This is a genomic window from Thauera sp. 63 (assembly GCF_000310165.2).
Taxonomy (GTDB): Bacteria; Pseudomonadota; Gammaproteobacteria; order Burkholderiales; family Rhodocyclaceae; genus Thauera; species Thauera humireducens.
In genome coordinates this window covers 40,746-59,166 of sequence record NZ_AMXC01000010.1, presented here as the reverse complement: position 1 = coordinate 59,166, position 18,421 = coordinate 40,746, and the positions used below count along the sequence as shown (strand labels likewise).

The window sequence follows — 18,421 nt, the reverse complement described above, 5'->3', positions numbered from 1 at the left end:
CGACGTTCTGCCGGCCCTGCATTCCAGCCCATCCAGGCTGAAACGCCTTGAATTGGCGTCCCCACGGGGATTCGAACCCCGGTTATCGCCGTGAAAGGGCGGTGTCCTAGGCCTCTAGACGATGGGGACTACGTACTGCAACAACTACAACTTCGATTTGGTGGAGGTAAGCGGGATCGAACCGCTGACCTCTTGCATGCCATGCAAGCGCTCTCCCAGCTGAGCTATACCCCCGTCACCGAAGAGCGCGCATTATAGGTCTGCAATTGAACCCTGTAAACACCTTTTTTAGATTTTCTCGTTCGCCCTGCCTGCCCGCACCGTCACATCGAGCACCTTACCGGGATTCATCAGGCCCTTGGGGTCCAGGGTGCGCTTGATGCTTCGCATCAACTCCATCTCGACAGCCGGCTTGTAGCGGAGGATCTCGTCCCGCTTGAGTTGCCCAAGTCCGTGCTCGGCGGAAATCGACCCACCGAGCGAGGCGACCAGATCATGCACGATCCGGTTGGCCTCGCTTGTGCGGCCAACGAATGCGGCGTTTGCCTCCGCCGCCTGCTTGGAGAGGTTGTAGTGCAGATTACCATCGCCGATGTGGCCAAAAGCCACGATACGGACGTCTGGCCACATTTGTGTCAAGCGCTGTCGGGCACGATCGAGAAAATCGGGAATGCGGCTCACCGGCACCGATACGTCGTGCTTGATGCTGACGCCTTCCAGGCGCTGAGCCTCGGAGATGTTCTCGCGCAACGCCCACAAGGCGGAAGCCTGGGCGAGACTGTTGGCAACGACCGCATCGCAGGCGAGCCCTTCATCGACGGCGTGGGACAACGCAGCCTCCAGAAGCGTTCTGGTGTCGGCTGACTCGGCAGGATCGGACAATTCGATCAGGACGCTCCACTCGGGCCGTCCCGGCAAGGGATCGCGGCTGCCCGGGATGTGGGCAAGCACCAGATCCAGCGCCGACCGCCCGACGATCTCGAAGGCGGTGACACGATCGCCGCAGTGTCGGCGCATCAGCCCCAGCATACGCACAGCTGAAACCGGGTCTGGCACCGCCACCCAGGCGGTGGCACGTTGATGGATCGCAGGATAAAGCTTTAGCACCGCGGCCGTGATCACGCCGAGCGTGCCCTCGGCGCCGATGAACAACTGCTTTAGGTCATACCCCGTGTTGTCCTTGCGCAGGCCGCGCAGGCCATCCCACACGCGCCCGTCAGGCAACACGGCCTCGAGGCCGAGCACCAGCTCGCGGGTGTTGCCGTAGCGCAGCACCTGCACGCCGCCAGCGTTGGTCGACAGGTTACCGCCGATGGTGCAGCTACCTTCGGACGCGAGCGATAGCGGAAACAGCCGCCCCGCCTCCACTGCGGCGGTCTGCACGGCCGCGAGCGTGCAACCCGCCTCGACGACGATCGTGTTGTTATCGGCATCGATGTCGCGGATGCGGTTGAGGCGCCCCAGCGCGAGGACGATGGCCTCGCCATCAGCACCCGGCGTTGCCCCGCCACACAGCCCTGTATTGCCGCCCTGCGGGACGATGGGCACTTCGCGCCCGGCACACAGCCTGACGACCGCAGCGACCTCTCCCGTGCTTTCAGGACAGACGACGGCACGCGCTACACCGCGGTAGCGGCCGCGCCAGTCCGTCAGGTAAGGCGCCATGTCGGCAGAATCGGAAAGGACACGCTCGGCGCCGACCACTGCGATCAGGGCACGAATGAAAGGATCCACTCGGAGAACTCCAGGAAGCGCACCCCCACGTGTCGCGGGTGATGACAGTCAGTCGGGATCGTGACCGAGCACGTAGCGCAGCAGCGGTCGCATGCGCATCACGGCGGCCTCTCCCTCGGCGATGGCCTCGGCCGCCCGATGGTAGTCCATCAGCCCCAGCTGACCGACCCTCGGCGAGATCATGACATCGGCAGGCTCGCCCGCGAGCCTGCTCCGTGCGATGCGCACCTGCATGATGTTGATGCTCGAGCTGATGACGGAAACCAGTGACGGCAAGGCCTCGCTACTCGAACTGGCCGGCCGCGGCACCGCCAGTTCGTCGCCGCCTGCGAACCCGAAGCGGGCGAGCAGGCGATCCGTCCAGCCGGCCTCGGTCTCCTCCGCTGGCGTCGGCTCGATGGCGGTATGGCGAAAGGCCCGCCCCACCATGTCCGAACCGAGATCGACGGCGATCACGACATCCGCGCCCATCGCACGGCACAGCGACACCGGTACCGGATTCACCAGCCCGCCATCGACCAGCAGCCGACCATGATGCATGACGGGGGTCATCAGCCCCGGCAACGCGATCGAGGCGCGTACGGCCGCGGAAACACTGCCTTCCTGCAGCCAGATCTCGCGACCCGTCGTCAGCTCGGTGGCGACGCAGGCGAAGCGCGTATCAAGTTCGGTGAAATCGCGATCGACGAAATTGCGCTCGAAGAAACCGATGAGCCTGTCGCCCTTGATGAGCCCGCCACGCAGCGAAACATCGAGCAAGGAGACGACATCCTGCCACTTCAGGGATTCAGCCCATTGCGCGAGCTTGGCAAGATCACCCGATGCCGCGGCGGCACCGACGAAGGCACCGATCGAGCAGCCGCAGATGACCTGAGGAACCACGCCCTCGGCCGCCAGGGCCTTCAACACGCCGAGATGCGACCAGCCACGCGCAGCACCGCTGCCGAGCGCAAGCCCGATTACCGGCGCACGCCCGTGGCCGTCGGCAGGCGACGGCGATTCAGCTACGAGGCGGGCGGGCTGTCGGCTTACAACCACGGCCGGCCTCCGCACTCGGCGCCCGGGGACTCAGTCGAGGCGCTCGGCGTAAAGGTCGTGGACATCGCAATCGGTGATGCGCACGCGCACGAAGTCACCGGCTTCCAGGCCCTCGCCATCGGGAATGACGACCAGGCCGTCGATCTCGGGCGCGTCGCCCGGCGAGCGCGCAAGCGCCCCCTCTTCATCCACCTCGTCCACCAGCACCGTCATCTCGCGACCGATCTTGGCTTCGAGGCGCTGCGTGGAGATGTCTTCCTGGAAGTCCATCAGGCGCGCGCGACGCTCCTCGCGCACCTCATCGGGAACCGCATCCGGCAACTCGTTGGCAGCCGCTCCCTCGACCGGCGAGTAGGCGAACGCCCCCACGCGGTCAAGCTGGGCCTCCTCGAGGAAGTTCAGCAGCATCTCGAAGTCTTCCTCGGTCTCGCCGGGGAATCCGGTAATGAAGGTCGAGCGGATGGTGAGTTCCGGACAGATGCTGCGCCACTTGCGCACACGCTCGAGCACGTTCTCGGCGTTGGCCGGACGCTTCATCGCTTTCAGGATCTTCGGGCTGGCATGCTGGAACGGCACATCCAGATAAGGCAGGATCTTGCCCTCGGCCATCAGCGGAATCAGGTCATCCACGCTGGGATAGGGATAGACGTAGTGCATGCGGATCCAGATGCCCAGTTCGCCCAGCGCCTTGGCCAGTTCGAGCAGACGCGTCTTGATCGGCCGGCCACCCCAGAAGCCGGTGCGGTACTTCACGTCCACGCCGTAGGCCGAGGTGTCCTGCGAGATGACGAGGATCTCCTTGACGCCGGAATCGGCCAGCGCCTCGGCCTCACGCATCACCTCGTGGATGGGCCGGCTCACCAGGTCGCCCCGCATCGACGGGATGATGCAGAAGGTGCAGCGGTGGTTGCAGCCTTCGGAAATCTTCAGGTAGGCGTAGTGCTGCGGCGTGAGCCGGATACCCTGCGGCGGTACGAGGTCGGTGAAGGGATCGTGCGGCTTGGGCAGGTGCTTGTGCACCGCATGCATCACTTCTTCAGTCGCGTGCGGACCGGTCACTGCGAGCACCTGCGGATGCGCGGCCAGGATCACGTCGTCCTTGGCACCGAGACAGCCCGTGACGATGACCTTGCCGTTCTCGTTGAGCGCCTCGCCGATCGCATCGAGCGACTCCTCGACCGCGGCGTCGATGAACCCACAGGTATTGACGACCACCAGGTCGGCATCGTCGTACGAACCCGTGATGCTGTAGCCCTCGGCCCGCAGCCGGGTCAGGATATGCTCCGAATCGACCGTCGCCTTCGGGCAACCGAGGGATACGAAGCCGACGCGCGGCAGGTCCGGTGTCTTGAAAGTGGTCATGCTTGAAGGCCTGTCGGGGTCGGCGCGGCCGCCGTCCACGGCGGCCGTCGGGAAGCTTATTTGCGTACGCCGCTCTTGTCGGCGGCGGCGCCCTGTGATGCGGACGGGTCTTCGCCCGGTGCACCGTAATTCGGAAACTTGAAGCCGGTGAACATGTTGCGCGTCTGGCTTTCGAGCTGTTGCTGCATCTGCTCGAACATCTTCTTCGACTGGTCGACGTAGGCGCCCATCATGCTCTGCAGTGCGGGCCCCTGGAAATTGAGGAACTGCGCCCAGAGGTCCTGTCCGACCGGACTGTTCTCGCCATAAATGGCGCGAGCCTGGTCCTGCAGCTTGCCCTGCATCTCGGTGAACGCCTTGATGTTGCTCTCGAGATACTTGCCCATCATGCCCTGCATCGCATTGCCGTAGAAGCGGATCATGTGCGCGAGCAGGTCGCTGGTAAACATCGGCGCCCCGCCAGCCTCTTCCTCGAGGATGATCTGCAGCAGGATGCTGCGGGTCAGATCCTCGCCGGTCTTGGCGTCGACCACCTGGAACTCCTCGTTGTTGAGTACGAGTTCCTTGACGTCCGCGAGCGTGATGTACGAACTGGTGCGCGTATCGTACAGGCGGCGGTTCGGATACTTCTTGATCAGGCGCGACTGTTCAGACATTTCCCCATCTCCTCTGCGGCGGTCATTCCGCTCTTCAATTTCAAATCGAATTATATCGCGCTGCGAAAAGGAAACCCCGCCAATCGACGGGGTTTCGTGATTTCGAACATGGCACAGTGCAACATCAGCACATGTGCAGGCCACCATTGATGTTGATGGTGGCGCCGGTGATGTAGGCGGCCTTGTCGGACGCAAGGTAGGCACACAGGTCGCCGATCTCGTCCGGACGACCCAGACGCTTCATCGGCACGGTGTCGATGATGCCCTGGCGGATGTCCTCGCGAATCGCCATGACCATTTCGGTGCCGATGTAGCCCGGGGCCACGGCGTTCACGGTCACGCCCTTGGTCGCCAGCTCGGCGGCGAGTGCCTTGGTGAAGCCGAGCACGCCGGCCTTTGCGGTCGAGTAGTTGGTCTGACCTGCCTGGCCCTTCACGCCATTCACCGACGAGATGTTGATGATGCGGCCCCAGCCACGCTCGGCCATCTTGGCCGACACATGATGGGTAACGTTGAACAGGCTGTTCAGGTTGGTGTTGATGACGGCGTCCCACTGGCCCTTCTCCATCTTGGGGAAGAACTTGTCACGCGTGATGCCGGCGTTGTTGATCAGCACGTCGATCGGGCCGACTTCGGCCTCGACCTTGGCGACCATCGCTGCGCAGGATTCGTAGTTTGAGACGTCACCTTCGGCGACGGCGAAATCGAAGCCGAGGTCGCGTTGGGCGGCGAGCCAGGCGTCCTTCTGCTCGAAGCCCGGCAGACAGTTGGCCACGACCTTCATGCCGTCCTTGGCCAGCGATTGGCAGATTGCGGTGCCGAGACCACCCATGGCGCCCGTAACGAGAGCGATTTTCTGCGACATCTTGAATTCCTTCTGGAGCAATTTTCGATACCGAGCGTCCATCACGAAACTGTGCCCGGATGGGGCTTTCGGCGCATTTTGCCGCAGCGCGTCAGCGGCCTTGCCCTTGCATTATAAACACTCTCGACGACTCTTGCTGCAATGCAATACATGGCACAAACCCGTGATGCCAAAAGCAAAACGGCGCGCCCTGTGGGGACGCGCCGTCTCTTGCCGCCTCTCGGGAAACCCGAAATCAGAACATGTGCTGACCGCCGTTGATCGAGATGTTGGCTCCCGTCACGAACGCCGCTTCCTCCGACGCCAGGTAGGCGACCAGGCCGGCGATCTCCTCCGGCTTGCCAAGACGGGAAATCGGGATCTGCGGGAGGATCTTGGAGTCGAGAATCTCTTGCGGGATCGCCATCACCATCTTGGTGCCGATGTACCCCGGCGAGATGGTGTTCACCGTCACGCCGTTGCGCGCCACCTCGAGCGCCAGGGCCTTGGTGAAGCCATGCATGCCGGCCTTGGCCGCCGAGTAGTTGGTCTGGCCGAAAGCCCCCTTCTGGCCGTTGACCGAGGACACGTTGATGACGCGCCCCCACTTGCGCTCGACCATGCCATCCATGACCTGCTTGGTCATGTTGAACACCGAATCGAGGTTGGTGCTGATGACCGCGTCCCAATCGGCCTTCGTCATCTTCTTGAAGGTCATGTCACGCGTGATGCCCGCGTTGTTGACCAGCACGTCGACCGGCCCCACCTCGCGTGTCACCTGCTCGACGCAGGCCTTGGCCGAATCGAAGTCCGCCACGTCGCACGGATAGGCCTTGAAGCCATAGCCCATGTTGTTCATCGTCTGCAGCCACTCCGCCGCCTTGGTATTGCCAGGCGAGTGGGTGGTGACGACGCGGTAGCCCAGCGCGGCGAGCTTGATGCAGATCGCCTCGCCGAGGCCGCCCATACCACCAGTAACCAGTGCAACTCTCGACATACGCCTCTCCTCTCCCTAATCGGGTTCTTCTGGGGGTGGGGTGATCGTGGACTGCACAGCGCCCTCCCCACCCGCTGCCGTCCGGTCCAACCGTTGGTACAGCCGCTCCGCTCAGGCACGCTCCTTCACATAGCGCCCCGGCGCAGGCTCGACCGGCTCGTACTTCGTGCTGCCGAGCCGGCCGCGCGCGGCAACCTGCTTGCCGCCATACTGACGCAGCCATTCGATCCAGTGCAACCACCAGCTGCCCTTGTGCTCGATCGCCTGCTCGAGCCACTCGTCCGGGTCGGTCGCCTTCACGTCAGCCGTCCAGAAGCTGCGACGGTTCTTCGAGGCCGGATTGATCGCACCGGCGATGTGTCCGCTGGCCCCCAGCGCGAAGGTCGTTTCCCCGCCCAGCAGGTTGCGGGCGAGGTAGGCGCTCTTCCACGGCACGATGTGATCCTCGCGCGCCGCCATCAGGTATGCAGGCATGTCGACCTTGGCGAGATCGATCTTCTCGCCCAGCATCTTGAGCTTGCCTGGCACGCGCAGATTGTTCTCGAGGTACATGTTGCGCAGGTACCAGGTCAGGAAGGGGCCCGGCAGATTGGTCGAATCCGAGTTCCAGTACAGCAGGTCGAAGGCCTGCGGCGTGTTGCCCTTGAGGTAGTTGCCCACCACGTATTGCCACACGAGGTCGTTCGCGCGCAGTGACGAGAACACGTTCGCAAGTTCCTGGCCGCGCAGCACGCCGCCCTTGCCAATCGCAGCCTCGCGTGCGGCAACGCTGGCCTCGTCCACAAGGCAGCCAATCTCGCCGGCATCGGCAAAGTCCAGCAGCGTCGTCATCAGCGTGAGACTGGCCACCGGCTCCTCGCCGCGCGCGCGCGCGACCGCCAGCGCCGAAGTCAGCATCGTGCCGCCCACGCAGAAACCGAGGACACTGGGCTTCTTCACGCGGGTCACCGAACGCACGACCTCGAGCGCCTTCAGCGGCCCCTTGTCGAGATAGTCGTCCCAGGTATGGTGGCCGTCGCTGTCGGCGCGAGGGTTCTTCCACGACACGAGGAAGACCGTGAACCCTTGCTCCACGATGAAGCGCACCAGGGAGTTCTCCGGCTGGAGATCCATGATGTAGAACTTGTTGATACAGGGCGGAACGATCAGCAGCGGCACCTGCGCGACCTTGTCGGTCAGCGGCGCGTACTGGATCAACTGCATCAGCTCGTTCTCGAAGATCACCGCACCCGGCGTCAGCGCGAGGTTGCGCCCGACTTCGAACGCGCTATCGTCGGTCATCGAGATCCGGCCCTTTTCAAGGTCGCCGAGCATGTTGCGCACGCCGCGCGTGATGCTCTCGCCCTTGGTCTCGATGGCCGTCTTGATGAACTCGGGATTGGTCGCCGCGAAGTTGGTCGGCGCCAGCGCGTCGATGTACTGCCGGGTGAGGAACTGCAGCCGGGACTTGGCCCGCCCGTCGGCCATCGGCAGCGCCTCGGCAACGTCCTTCAGGAAACCCGCGTTGAGCAGGTAGGCCTGGCGGATGTAGTCGAACACCGGGCTCTCGGACCACTCGGGCGCGGAAAAACGGCGATCGCCCGGTTCGGGCTGCACGACCGGCTCGCCTGCAGCCCCCTGCTTTCGCCCCAGCATCGCGGACCACAGCGCGGCATGCTTCTCGGCAAAGTCCTTCTGCAGCTTCGCGAATGCCTCCGTCTCGGGCATGGGCAGCTTGGGTGCAGCAAGTCCCGACGAATCCTGCATGGCGACATGCTGGCGCGCCAGCGCATCAAAGAACTGCTGCGCCATCGCCTGACCGGCGGCGAGCATGGCCTGCACGCCCGGGTTCTCCTGCCTGCCTTCCGAATCCGACATCCCTGTCTCCTGTTTACGGCGCGACGCAAGGCCAGCGCCCGGATTTTCCGTTTTTCAGCCCTCGCCCGGCACCCGACGGGCTTAGAATCGACGGCATGTATTTGATCGCAATCGCCTGGCTCTACGTCGCGCTGCTCGCCGCCATCTCCGAAAATACGGTCGTCGGCGGCGTACTCACCTTCATATTTTACGGGATCGCTCCGATGGCCCTGTTCTTCTGGCTGTTCGGCACCCCCGCCAGGCGTCGCCGGCAGCGCGAACGGGAAGCAGGCGGCCTCAACGATAGAGGTGAATCGGACGCCGATCAATAGCGAAACGCCTGCCATTGCCCCGGTCGGGAGTTCCGCGCCTCGAGGCCGCAGGCCGCATCAGGATTCGATCCAGATCAACGAGGCGAAGCGTCCGGTGCGGCCGTCGCGGCGGTAGGAGTAGAAGCGCGCGGCATCCGTGTAGGTGCATATGCCTCCGCCCTCGACACGATGCACGCCTGCCTGCGACAGCCGTCGCCGCGCGAGCAGGAAGAGGTCGGCCATCCATTTACCCTGCACCGCACCGGGCACGAAAGCTGCAGCCGCTCCCGGATCAGCGGTGACGAACGCCTGGCGCACCTCGCCACCCACCTCGAAGGCTCCCTGGCCGATCGCCGGCCCCAGCCAGGCACGGATCGAGGACGGCGCAACCGCCATGCGTGCAACCGTCGCTTCCAGCACGCCGGCCACCAACCCCCGCCAGCCCGCATGCGCGGCGGCCACCACCGAGCCATCGTCGTCGCACAGCAGCACCGGCAGGCAATCTGCCGTCAGCACTGCGCACACCGCCCCCTGCACTCGCGCCACGACCGCATCGGCTTCCGGCACGCCGGAGGCTTGATCGGCGTCCGCCACGACGATGCCGTGCACCTGGGCGAGCCACGTCGGCTCCGCCGGCAGGCAGGCACGCAAACGTGCACGATTTTGCGCTACGGCGGCCGGATCATCGCCGACATGGTCGCCGAGATTGAAGCTGGCGTAGGGTGGCAGGCTGACGCCACCAGCACGCGTGGTGACCAGCGTCCGCACGCCCATCGGCACGGACCAGTCAGGCACGATGAAGCCGGCGCCCTGTGTCATCGCACCGACCTCAACCGCAGCAGCAACGCATCGAAATCCGCTGCCATCGGAATCTCCCACTCCATCGCTTCGCCCGTGGCCGGATGAACCAGGCCGAGCCGGAAAGCATGCAAGGCCTGGCGCTCGAAGTCCGCCCAGGCGGGTTCTGCGACCCGGCGTGCGGCATACACCGGGTCGCCGACCAGCGGATGACCGATGTGCGCCATATGCACGCGGATCTGGTGCGTGCGCCCCGTTTCCAGCCGGCACTCGAGCAGCGTCGCACGCTCGAAGCGCTCGACCACCGCGTAATGCGTCACCGCCGGACGGCCGTTGCCGACCACGGCCATCTTCGTGCGCTGCGTCGGATGGCGCCCGATCGGGGCATCGACGGTGCCGCCGGCCGGCACCCGCCCCTGGGCCAGCGCCCAGTAATGGCGTCGGACCGTGCGGGCCTGAAGCTGGCGCACAAGATCGGTCTGCGCCGTCAGCGTCTTGGCCACCACCAGCAGGCCGCTGGTGTCCTTGTCGAGACGATGCACGATGCCGGCACGCGGCACTTCCGCAACCTGCGGCGCGTGATGCAGCAGCGCATTGAGCAGCGTCCCGCTCCAGTTGCCGCTGCCGGGATGCACGACCAGCCCGGGGGGCTTGTCGATCACCAGCAGGTGCGCGTCCTCGAACACGACCTTCAGCGGGATGTCCTCGGGCTGCTGGGCGGCGATCTCGGGCAGGGGCGCAGCATCGACTTCGACGCGCTCGCCGCCGCTCACCTTCTGGCGCGAGCCGGCTGAAGCGCCGTCGAGCCGGATACGCCCGTCCTTGAGCCAGCCCTGCAGTCGGCTGCGAGAATGCTGGGGAAACAGCCGGGCCAGCGCCTGGTCGAGCCGCAGCCCGCCAAGCTCGGTAGGAATCGTAATCACGGCAGGCGAGTCGGACTCGTCGCCTGCTATATAATCAGCGCGTTCATTCACGCGAGTTTTTTCGATGGCCAGGTTCACCCTTGGAAGTTTAGCGGGAAAAGCGGCGCTGATCGGCGCCCTGTTGCTCGGCGGCTGCGGCCTGTTGCCCGAACAGATCGACGAAACTGCAGGCTGGAACGCGCAGAAGCTCTACTCCGAGGCCAAGACCTCGATGACCGAGGGTGCCTACGACCGCGCCATCCAGATGTTCGAGAAGCTCGAGGCGCGCTACCCCTATGGTCGCTTCGCCCAGCAAGCCCAGATCGAGGTCGCGTATGCGTACTACAAGCAGGGCGAACAAGCGCTCGCCCTTGCCGCGGCGGACCGCTTCATCAAGCTGCACCCCAACCACCCCAATGTCGATTACGTCTATTACCTGAAGGGGCTGGTCAACTTCAACGAGGATCTCGGCCTGCTCGCCGGACTGTCGCGTCAGGATCTGTCCGAGCGCGACCCGAAGGGCGCGCGCGAGGCCTTCGACAGCTTCCGCGAGCTGGTCACCCGCTTCCCTGAGAGCCGTTACGCGGACGATTCGCGTGCGCGAATGCAGTATCTGGTGAATTCGCTGGCCTCTCACGAAGTTCACGTGGCGCGCTATTACTACAACCGCGGCGCTTATGTCGCGACGATCAACCGCGCCCAGGCGGCAATCACCAACTTCCCGCAGGCCCCTGCGAACGAAGAGGCTCTGTTCCTCCTGGTCAAGAGCTACGACGCGCTCGGCATGACACAGTTGCGTGATGACGCCGACCGCGTGATGCGCACCAATTTCCCGAACAGCGTCTACTTCAGCGGCGGACCGAAGAGCGACAAGCCCTGGTGGCAGCTCTGGTGAGCAGGTACTGACGAATCAGGCCGGTTGCAAGCAAAGGCGCTCCCTCGGGAGCGCCTTTTTGTTGCCACCGTCGGGTCACAACAATGCTGCGACACCGACCAATAATTCCATTCGAATACACAAGGACAAAAAAGAGCGGCCTTCTGGCCGCTCAAGCTGCTGTCCGCACCCGGGGCAATCACACCCCCCAGATACAGGGAACTCATTCGGTAAAGGGCAGCGGTTGCATGCCGAAACCTTCGTCCAGATCGCGGATCTGCAGGAGCAAGCCGTCCAGTTCGCCCTGCAGGCGCGCAAGCGCCTCCGGATCAAGCAGGCGCAGCGCCTCGGGCAGCACCCCGCGCGCCGGAGAAGGCGCACGCGCAAGCAGTGCAGTTCCAGCCTCCGTCAGGTACAGGCGCACGACGCGCTGGTCGGCGCTGGTGCGCTCCTTGCGGATCAGGGCTGCAGTCTCGAGGCGGTCGACCATGTTCGATGCTGTCGACTGATGCAGCGCCATACGGTTCGCAAGCTCGCCAACACGCAGGCCCGGGACTTCAGCCAGTTCCTGCAGCGCCCACAACTGCGCGCCCGTCACGCCGCTCTGGCGCTCGATCCACTGCGAATGACGCTGGGCGGTGCGGATGAGCACCCTGAAGCGCTGAAGCACCGACAGGGGCGTGACCTGCGAGACCGCCTTTTTCACCTTCTGTTGCGTTTCCGCCATTTACCAATTGCTCCGACTATATTTGCCTGAATCAGTATTGTCAAAAATACATCACCTGCCACACTCCCCGGCATGGTAGCGGTATCGTTCGGCTTGCGCATGCGACACACGCCGCGCCTGTTGCCAACACGCATCACTCTGACCGCCTCCTCCTCCGAATCGAAATGCACCCCGACGCCACGCCGCCCGCAGACCAGGCCTCTTCCACCCGCAAGGCATTCAGGCAACTCGCGCGCGGAGGACGCCGCTACGCGCTTCCCTGGCTTTCGATCGGGCGCTGGCACAAGCGCCTGTTGCTCGTCGGCGCGGCATTGCTCGCGGGCCTGATCGCCATCCTCTTTGCCATCGGCGCCGAGATCGCCATCGACACCCACGCACGGATCATGCGGGAGCGGCCCTGGCTCACCCTGCTGATCGCACCCGCCGGCTTTGCCGCCATGGCGTGGCTGTCCCGGCGTCTGTTCCCGGGCACCGAGGGCAGCGGCATTCCTCAGGCAATCGCGGCCTCGCTGTCGGACGACGGCGCAGTGCGCCGGCAGTTCCTGTCGTTCAGGATCGCGCTCGGCAAGGTCGTGCTGACCTTGGGCGGGCTGCTTTCGGGCGCCTCGATCGGACGTGAGGGTCCGTCGGTGCAGATCGGCGCCTCGGTCATGCACATGCTGGCGGGGCGCAAGCGCGGCCGCATCGCCTCGAGCCGCGACCTGATCGTCGCCGGCAGCGGCGCTGGAATCGCGGCGGCGTTCAACACGCCTCTGGGCGGCATCATGTTCGCCATCGAGGAGATGTGCCGCCACCGGGCCTTTCGCGCCAACAGCACCACCCTCACCGCGGTGATCTTCGCCGGCCTGATGTCGCTTGCGGTTCTTGGGAACTACACGTATTTCGGTCGTACCCCCGCAGCACTCGCATGGCCGGATGGCCTCTGGCCGGTGCTAGCTTGCGGCCTCGCCGGTGGCTTGCTGGGCGGCGGATTCTCTCGCCTACTGATCGCATCAGCCCGCGGCCTGCCGGGAAAACTGGGCATGTTCGCACTGTCGCGCCCCATCGCCTTCGCTGCCGGCTGCGGGCTTGCAACCGCCATCCTCGGTCTGTTGAGCGGCGGCATGACCTACGGCACCGGCTATGCCGAGTCCAAGGCCGCGCTCGAAGGCTCGGCCACCCTGCCTGTCCTGTTCGTGGTGGCCAAGCTGGCGGTGATCTGGCTCGCCTTCGTGTCGCGGATCCCCGGCGGCGTGTTCGCCCCCGCCCTGGCGGTCGGCGCGGGCCTCGGCTCGGACATCGCGCTCCTGCTCCCGGGCGAAGCCGATGCGGATGCGGCGGTTCTGGTGCTGGGCATGGTGGCCTTCCTTGCCGCCATGACACAGTCGCCGATCACCTCCTTCGTGATCGTGATGGAGATGACGGCCAACCACCAGATGCTGCTGCCGCTGATGGCCACCGCAGTGGTGGCGCACGGCATCTCGCGTTCGGTCGCCCCCGTACCGCTGTACCACGCGCTCGCCTACCCCGCACTGCGCAAGGCCGAAGGGCGGCTGCACCGCGCCGCCGCCCCCTCTTCCGCAACAAGCTAACGGATGCCTGCGCGCTGGATCAGCGCCTGCAGTTCGCCGACGATGCCGCGGCGGAACAGCAGCACGCAGATCACGAAGATGACACCCATGATGACCGTGACCCACGAGCCCACCGAATCGGCCAGCTCGGTCTGCAGCGACACGATGGTCGCAGCGCCGACCAGCGGGCCGAGAATGGTACCGAGGCCGCCGAGCAGGGTCATCAGCACGACCTCGCCCGACATGTGCCAATGCACGTCGGTCAGCGAGGCGAGCTGGAACACCAGCGTCTTGGTCGCCCCCGCCATGCCCGCGAGCGAGGCCGACAGCACGAAGGCGAGCAGCTTGAACTTCGCCACGTCGTAACCGAGCGAGATCGCGCGCGGCTCATTCTCGCGGATCGCCTTGAGGATCTGGCCGAAGGGCGAATGGATGGTGCGGTAGATGATGAAGAAACCGATGCAGAACACCGCGAACACCAGGTAGTACATCGCGATGTTGTTCGACAGGTCGATGAAGCCGAACAGGTGTCCGCGCGGCACCCCCTGAAGGCCGTCCTCGCCGCCGGTCGCCTTCCACTGCAGGACGACGAAATACACCATCTGCGACAGCGCGAGCGTGATCATCGCGAAGTAGATCCCGGTCCGACGGATGGCCAGCACCCCGAACACCCAGCCCAGCACGCCCGCCGCCAGCGTTCCGCCAATGATGCCGAGCTCGGGGGTGACGCCGGCGTCACGCACCAGCATGCCGCAGATATAGCCCGCCGTGCCGAGGAAGGCCGCGTGCCCGAAGGACAGCAGGCCGACGAAGCCCAGCAGCAGGTTGAACGCGCAGGCGAACAGCCCGAAGCACAGGATCTTCATCAGGAAGGTGGGATACACCGCGAACGGCGCCACCAGCCCGATCACGAACAGCGCACCGAACAGCAGCGGCGTGGCCCGGGCGAACATCGAATTCGTGTTGTTCATCAGCGTCTATCCTCTTCGAGTCGCTCAGGCCTTGCCGAACAGGCCGGCCGGCCGCACCAGCAGCACGATCACCATGATCACGAACACCACCACCGCCGAAGCCTCGGGGTAGAACACCCGCGTCAGCCCCTCGATCAGGCCGAGGCCGATGCCGGTGAGGATGGAGCCCATGATCGATCCCATGCCGCCGATCACCACCACCGCGAACACCACGATGATCAGGTTCGAACCCATCAGCGGGCTGACCTGATAGATCGGCGCCGCCAGCACGCCGGCAAAGGCCGCCAGCGCGACGCCGAAGCCGTAGGTGAAGGTGATCAGCAGCGGCACGTTGATGCCCAGCGCCTGCACCATCTGCGGGTTCTCGGTGCCGGCGCGCAGGTAGGCGCCGAGCTTGGTCTTCTCGATGATGAACCAGGTTGCGAAGCACACCGTCAGCGCGGCGACCACCACCCAGCCGCGATAGATCGGCAGGAACATGAAGCCGAGGTTTACGCCGCCCTGCAGCAACTCGGGCACCGGGTAGGACTGCCCCGAAATGCCGTACTGGTCGCGGAAGATGCCTTCGAAGATCAGCGCCAGACCGAAGGTGAGCAGCAACCCGTACAGATGGTCGAGCTTGTACAGCTTGCGCAGCATCGTGCGTTCGATCAGCACGCCGAGCGCGCCGACGGCGAGTGGCGCCAGCAGCAGTGCCGCCCAGTAGTTGACACCGAGCTTGTTCAGCGCGATCCAGGCCACGAAGGCGCCCATCATGTACTGGGCGCCGTGGGTGAAGTTGATGATGTTGAGCAGGCCGAAGATGATGGCCAGGCCCAGGCTCAGGATCGCGTAGAACGATCCGTTGATCAGGCCCACCAGCAACTGGCTACCGAGCAGCGCGCTCGGGACACCGAATATTTCCATGTGCGACTCCCGCACGGGGACGGTCTGGCCGCCCCGTGCGTCGTGAAGAGCGGAAGCTTCCGCGATCAGATCACTTCTTCACCAGCGGACACTTCGACTGCGACAGCGGCTGGAAGGCCTCCGCCGCCGGGATGGTCTGGCGGATGTGGTAGTAGTCCCATGGGTACTTGGACTCCTCCGGCTTCTTGACCTGGACGAGATACATGTCATGCACCATGCGGCCGTCTTCACGGATCTGGCCGTTCTTGGCGAAGAAGTCGTTGATTGGCGTCTTCTTCATCTGCGCCATGACCTTGCCCGCCTCGTCCGAGCCGACCGCATTGACCGCACGCAGGTAATGCAGCACCGACGAGTACTGCCCGGCCTGCACCATGGTCGGCATGCGCTTGTGCTTGTCGAAGAAGCGCTTCGACCAGGCGCGGGTCTCGTCGTTGAGATCCCAGTAGAAGCCGGTGGTCAGGTACATGCCCTGGGTGTTCTTGAGCCCCAGCGAATGCACGTCGGAGATGAACATCAGCAGGCCCGCGAGCGACTGCTTGGACGTGATGCCGAACTCGGCGGCCTGCTTGATGGCGTTGGTGGTGTCGGCGCCGGCGTTGGCAAGGCCGATGATCTTGGCACCCGAGGCCTGCGCCTGCAGCAGGAAGGACGAGAAGTCAGACGCCGGGAAGGGATGGCGCACGGAGCCCAGCACCTTGCCGCCGTTGGCAATGACGACCGCAGACGAGTCCTTCTCCAGCGCCTGGCCGAAGGCGTAGTCGGCGGTGAGGAAGAACCAGGTGTCGCCGCCCTGCTGGGTCACCGCCTTGGCCGTGCCGTTGGCGAGCGCGTAGGTGTCGTAGGTGTAATGAACGGTGACGTCATTGCACTGCTCGTTGGTGATCGGCGTGGAGGCCGGACCGCTCATCAGGGCGACGCGGTTCATCTCCTTGGCGATCTTCATCACCGCCAGCGCGGTCGAGGTCGTGACCAGTTCAGTCGCGGTGTCCACGCCTTCGCGCTCGAACCATTCGCGCGCCTTGTTCGACGCGATGTCGGCCTTGTTCTGGTGGTCGGCCGAGACCATCTCGACCTTGAAGGCCGGCTTGGCCTCGGCCATGAAATCGTCAATCGCCATCTGCGTGGCCAGCACCGCACCTGCACCCGCGAGATCGGAATAGGTCCCCGACATGTCGGTGAGCACGCCAACCTTCACCGTGTTGCCGGAAATCTGCGCGCTTGCTGCGCCCGACAGCGTTGCCAGGGCAGCCGCGCAGGCCAGCGTCGTCAGCTTCTTCATGTGCATCGTTTGTCTCCGTCTCGTTTGGGAGGTGATACGCAGGAGTCAGGCGGGCGGGCCGCTCACACCCCGAGCGTCTGGTGCAGCCAGTCCATGCGGCCGGGCAGTTCCTCGGCACTGATGGTGGCGATGATTTCTCCGTGCTCGAGCACGTAATGCCGATCGGCCAGCGGCGCGGCGAAGCGGAAGTTCTGTTCCACCATCACGATGGTGAAGCCGCGCGACTTCAACTCGATGATGACCTCGCCGAGCTTGCGCACGATGACCGGCGCCAGACCCTCGGTGATCTCGTCCAGCAACAGCAGCTTGGCGCCGGTGCGCAGCACACGCGCCATCGCCAGCATCTGCTGCTCGCCGCCGGAAAGCTTCGAGCCCGGGCTGTTGCGACGCTCGAGCAGGTTCGGGAACATGCGGTAGATCTCGTCCATCGACATGCCGCCGCTGGCCACCTGCGGCGGCAGCAGCAGGTTCTCCTCGCACGACAGCGAGGCGAAGATCGCGCGCTCTTCCGGTACGTAGCCCACGCCGTAGCGCGCCATGCGATGCGTCGGCTCGGCGATGACTTCCTTGCCATTGACCATGATCGAACCGCTGCGCCGCCCGACCAGGCCGAGGACCGACTTGAGCGTCGTCGACCGGCCCGAGCCGTTGCGTCCAAGCAGGGTGACGCACTCGCCGCGTGCCACCTTCAGGTCGATGCCGTGCAGGATGTGCGACTCGCCATAGAACGCGTGCAGGTCGTGGATCCGCAGCATTTCGGGTTGGGGATGGAAGGCGCTGGTCATGTCTGCGTTCGCTGAGGATCAGTGGTGGGCATCGTTGATGTCGTCGGAACCGACATAGGCCTCGAGGACCCTGGGGTTCTTCGACACCTCGGCATAAGGGCCTTCGGCCAGGATGCTGCCGCGGGTGAGCACGGTGATGCGGTCGCAGAGGTTCGCGACCACCGACAGGTTGTGCTCCACCATCAGGATCGTGCGGTTGGCCGACACCTTGCGGATGAGCTCGACCACCCGCGCGATGTCCTCGCTACCCATGCCCTGCGTGGGCTCGTCGAGCAGCATCATCTTCGGGTCCAGCGCCAGGGTGGTCGCGATCTCCAGCGCGCGCTTGCGGCCGTAGGGCATCTCGGCGGTGACGGTGTCGGCGAAGCTGCCGAGGTCCACCGACTCGAGCAATTCCATCGCGCGGCCGTTGAGCACATCCAGCGACTTCTTCGAACGCCAGAAGTGGAACTCCGTACCCAGCGTACGCTGCAGGCCGATGCGCACGTTCTCCATCACCGTCAGGTGCGGAAAGGTCGCCGAGATCTGGAAGGAGCGCACCATGCCACGCCGGGCGGTCGCCACCGGCGCCTCACGGGTGATGTCCTGACCCTCGAACAGGATCGTGCCAGCACTCGGCGGCAGGAACTTGGTGAGCAGGTTGAAGACCGTCGTCTTGCCGGCCCCGTTGGGTCCGATCAAGGCATGGATATGCCCTCGCTGCACCTTCAGGTCGACATTCGAGACTGCGACGAAGCCCTTGAACTCCTTCGTCAGGCCCCGCGTTTCGAGGATGAACTCGCTCATGTTCCGTCCTGGCAGGCTGCCCCGCCGCTGGCGACCGGGCAGAGGATGAGGTTCGCATTACCGAG

At 64.8% G+C, this 18,421-nt stretch carries 18 protein-coding genes and 2 tRNA genes; 3 read left to right on the top strand and 17 right to left on the bottom strand.

Annotated features, from left to right (window positions below):
• Nucleotides 1-53: 53 nt before the first annotated feature.
• The 9 genes from C664_RS10780 to C664_RS10740 form a co-directional block, all read right to left on the bottom strand.
• Nucleotides 54-129 (bottom strand) — tRNA-Glu (locus tag C664_RS10780).
• Nucleotides 130-158: 29 nt separating this feature from the next.
• Nucleotides 159-234: transfer RNA gene (locus C664_RS10775), tRNA-Ala, on the bottom strand.
• Between the two features lie 54 nt (nt 235-288).
• Nucleotides 289-1,734, bottom strand: a complete 1,446-nt coding sequence (locus C664_RS10770; protein ID WP_004259373.1) for an FAD-binding oxidoreductase — start codon at nt 1,732-1,734, stop codon at nt 289-291.
• A 48-nt stretch (nt 1,735-1,782) separates the two neighbouring features.
• Complete coding sequence (rssA, locus tag C664_RS10765; RefSeq protein WP_004259369.1) at nt 1,783-2,772, bottom strand: patatin-like phospholipase RssA; 990 nt, start codon at nt 2,770-2,772, stop codon at nt 1,783-1,785.
• A gap of 30 nt (nt 2,773-2,802) precedes the next feature.
• Complete coding sequence (gene rimO, locus C664_RS10760) at nt 2,803-4,134, bottom strand: 30S ribosomal protein S12 methylthiotransferase RimO (protein ID WP_004259364.1); 1,332 nt, start codon at nt 4,132-4,134, stop codon at nt 2,803-2,805.
• Between the two features lie 56 nt (nt 4,135-4,190).
• A complete protein-coding gene (gene phaR / locus C664_RS10755) occupies nt 4,191-4,790 on the bottom strand; it encodes a polyhydroxyalkanoate synthesis repressor PhaR (protein ID WP_004259362.1) in 600 nt (199 codons plus the stop codon).
• A 124-nt stretch (nt 4,791-4,914) separates the two neighbouring features.
• Complete coding sequence (locus C664_RS10750; protein WP_004259359.1) at nt 4,915-5,655, bottom strand: beta-ketoacyl-ACP reductase; 741 nt, start codon at nt 5,653-5,655, stop codon at nt 4,915-4,917.
• 235 nt (nt 5,656-5,890) lie between these two features.
• The gene (phbB, locus tag C664_RS10745) at nt 5,891-6,631 is read right to left on the bottom strand and encodes an acetoacetyl-CoA reductase (RefSeq protein ID WP_004259356.1); all 741 of its coding nucleotides are present in this window, start codon (nt 6,629-6,631) and stop codon (nt 5,891-5,893) included.
• 111 nt (nt 6,632-6,742) lie between these two features.
• Nucleotides 6,743-8,488, bottom strand: coding sequence for a PHA/PHB synthase family protein (locus C664_RS10740; protein WP_004259353.1), 1,746 nt, complete (start codon nt 8,486-8,488; stop codon nt 6,743-6,745).
• Between the two features lie 95 nt (nt 8,489-8,583).
• Between C664_RS10740 and C664_RS10735 the strand changes: the two genes are divergently transcribed.
• Nucleotides 8,584-8,799 carry a hypothetical protein gene (locus C664_RS10735; protein ID WP_004259349.1) on the top strand — a complete coding sequence of 72 codons (216 nt, stop codon included), beginning with the start codon at nt 8,584-8,586 and terminating at the stop codon, nt 8,797-8,799.
• A 57-nt stretch (nt 8,800-8,856) separates the two neighbouring features.
• Here the strand turns inward: C664_RS10735 and pgeF are convergent, their stop codons facing one another.
• Together pgeF and rluD are read right to left on the bottom strand one after the other, a co-directional pair.
• Nucleotides 8,857-9,597: a peptidoglycan editing factor PgeF gene (gene pgeF / locus C664_RS10730; protein WP_004259345.1), complete on the bottom strand. Its 741-nt coding sequence runs from the start codon at nt 9,595-9,597 to the stop codon at nt 8,857-8,859.
• Complete coding sequence (gene rluD, locus C664_RS10725; RefSeq protein WP_443080637.1) at nt 9,594-10,550, bottom strand: 23S rRNA pseudouridine(1911/1915/1917) synthase RluD; 957 nt, start codon at nt 10,548-10,550, stop codon at nt 9,594-9,596. Before rluD ends, pgeF begins: the two co-directional genes overlap by 4 nt.
• 13 nt (nt 10,551-10,563) lie before the next feature.
• Here rluD and C664_RS10720 point away from each other — a divergent pair, with 13 nt between their 5' ends.
• On the top strand, nt 10,564-11,373 hold the full coding sequence (locus tag C664_RS10720) for an outer membrane protein assembly factor BamD (protein ID WP_038011541.1): 810 nt from the start codon (nt 10,564-10,566) through the stop codon (nt 11,371-11,373).
• Nucleotides 11,374-11,575: 202 nt separating this feature from the next.
• Here C664_RS10720 and C664_RS10715 read toward each other — a convergent pair whose 3' ends face one another.
• Nucleotides 11,576-12,079: a MarR family winged helix-turn-helix transcriptional regulator gene (locus C664_RS10715; RefSeq protein ID WP_004259337.1), complete on the bottom strand. Its 504-nt coding sequence runs from the start codon at nt 12,077-12,079 to the stop codon at nt 11,576-11,578.
• A gap of 164 nt (nt 12,080-12,243) precedes the next feature.
• On the opposite strand from C664_RS10715, the gene C664_RS10710 reads away from it, so the two are divergent.
• Entirely contained in the window at nt 12,244-13,650 is a 1,407-nt protein-coding gene (locus tag C664_RS10710; RefSeq protein WP_004259336.1) for a chloride channel protein, read from the top strand.
• On the opposite strand, the gene C664_RS10705 is transcribed toward C664_RS10710, so the two are convergent.
• From C664_RS10705 to C664_RS10685, 5 genes are all read right to left on the bottom strand, one after another.
• Nucleotides 13,647-14,600, bottom strand: a complete 954-nt coding sequence (locus tag C664_RS10705) for a branched-chain amino acid ABC transporter permease (RefSeq protein ID WP_004259332.1) — start codon at nt 14,598-14,600, stop codon at nt 13,647-13,649. The genes C664_RS10710 and C664_RS10705 overlap by 4 nt on opposite strands.
• A gap of 24 nt (nt 14,601-14,624) precedes the next feature.
• Nucleotides 14,625-15,506: a branched-chain amino acid ABC transporter permease gene (locus C664_RS10700; protein WP_004259330.1), complete on the bottom strand. Its 882-nt coding sequence runs from the start codon at nt 15,504-15,506 to the stop codon at nt 14,625-14,627.
• 70 nt (nt 15,507-15,576) lie between these two features.
• Entirely contained in the window at nt 15,577-16,791 is a 1,215-nt protein-coding gene (locus C664_RS10695; RefSeq protein WP_004259328.1) for an ABC transporter substrate-binding protein, read from the bottom strand.
• 56 nt (nt 16,792-16,847) lie between these two features.
• The gene (locus C664_RS10690; protein WP_004259326.1) at nt 16,848-17,570 is read right to left on the bottom strand and encodes an ABC transporter ATP-binding protein; all 723 of its coding nucleotides are present in this window, start codon (nt 17,568-17,570) and stop codon (nt 16,848-16,850) included.
• 18 nt (nt 17,571-17,588) lie between these two features.
• Entirely contained in the window at nt 17,589-18,356 is a 768-nt protein-coding gene (locus C664_RS10685; RefSeq protein ID WP_004259324.1) for an ABC transporter ATP-binding protein, read from the bottom strand.
• Between the last annotated feature and the right edge of the window lie 65 nt (nt 18,357-18,421).

Coding starts and splice junctions, on each gene's coding strand:
- rimO (WP_004259364.1), bottom strand. CDS start 4,134: ATGACCACTTTCAAGACACCGGACCTGCCGCGCGTCGGCTTCGTATCC.
- phaR (WP_004259362.1), bottom strand. CDS start 4,790: ATGTCTGAACAGTCGCGCCTGATCAAGAAGTATCCGAACCGCCGCCTG.
- C664_RS10750 (WP_004259359.1), bottom strand. CDS start 5,655: ATGTCGCAGAAAATCGCTCTCGTTACGGGCGCCATGGGTGGTCTCGGC.
- phbB (WP_004259356.1), bottom strand. CDS start 6,631: ATGTCGAGAGTTGCACTGGTTACTGGTGGTATGGGCGGCCTCGGCGAG.
- C664_RS10740 (WP_004259353.1), bottom strand. CDS start 8,488: ATGTCGGATTCGGAAGGCAGGCAGGAGAACCCGGGCGTGCAGGCCATG.
- C664_RS10735 (WP_004259349.1), top strand. CDS start 8,584: ATGTATTTGATCGCAATCGCCTGGCTCTACGTCGCGCTGCTCGCCGCC.
- pgeF (WP_004259345.1), bottom strand. CDS start 9,597: ATGACACAGGGCGCCGGCTTCATCGTGCCTGACTGGTCCGTGCCGATG.
- C664_RS10720 (WP_038011541.1), top strand. CDS start 10,564: ATGGCCAGGTTCACCCTTGGAAGTTTAGCGGGAAAAGCGGCGCTGATC.
- C664_RS10715 (WP_004259337.1), bottom strand. CDS start 12,079: ATGGCGGAAACGCAACAGAAGGTGAAAAAGGCGGTCTCGCAGGTCACG.
- C664_RS10710 (WP_004259336.1), top strand. CDS start 12,244: ATGCACCCCGACGCCACGCCGCCCGCAGACCAGGCCTCTTCCACCCGC.
- C664_RS10705 (WP_004259332.1), bottom strand. CDS start 14,600: ATGAACAACACGAATTCGATGTTCGCCCGGGCCACGCCGCTGCTGTTC.
- C664_RS10700 (WP_004259330.1), bottom strand. CDS start 15,506: ATGGAAATATTCGGTGTCCCGAGCGCGCTGCTCGGTAGCCAGTTGCTG.
- C664_RS10695 (WP_004259328.1), bottom strand. CDS start 16,791: ATGCACATGAAGAAGCTGACGACGCTGGCCTGCGCGGCTGCCCTGGCA.
- C664_RS10690 (WP_004259326.1), bottom strand. CDS start 17,570: ATGACCAGCGCCTTCCATCCCCAACCCGAAATGCTGCGGATCCACGAC.
- C664_RS10685 (WP_004259324.1), bottom strand. CDS start 18,356: ATGAGCGAGTTCATCCTCGAAACGCGGGGCCTGACGAAGGAGTTCAAG.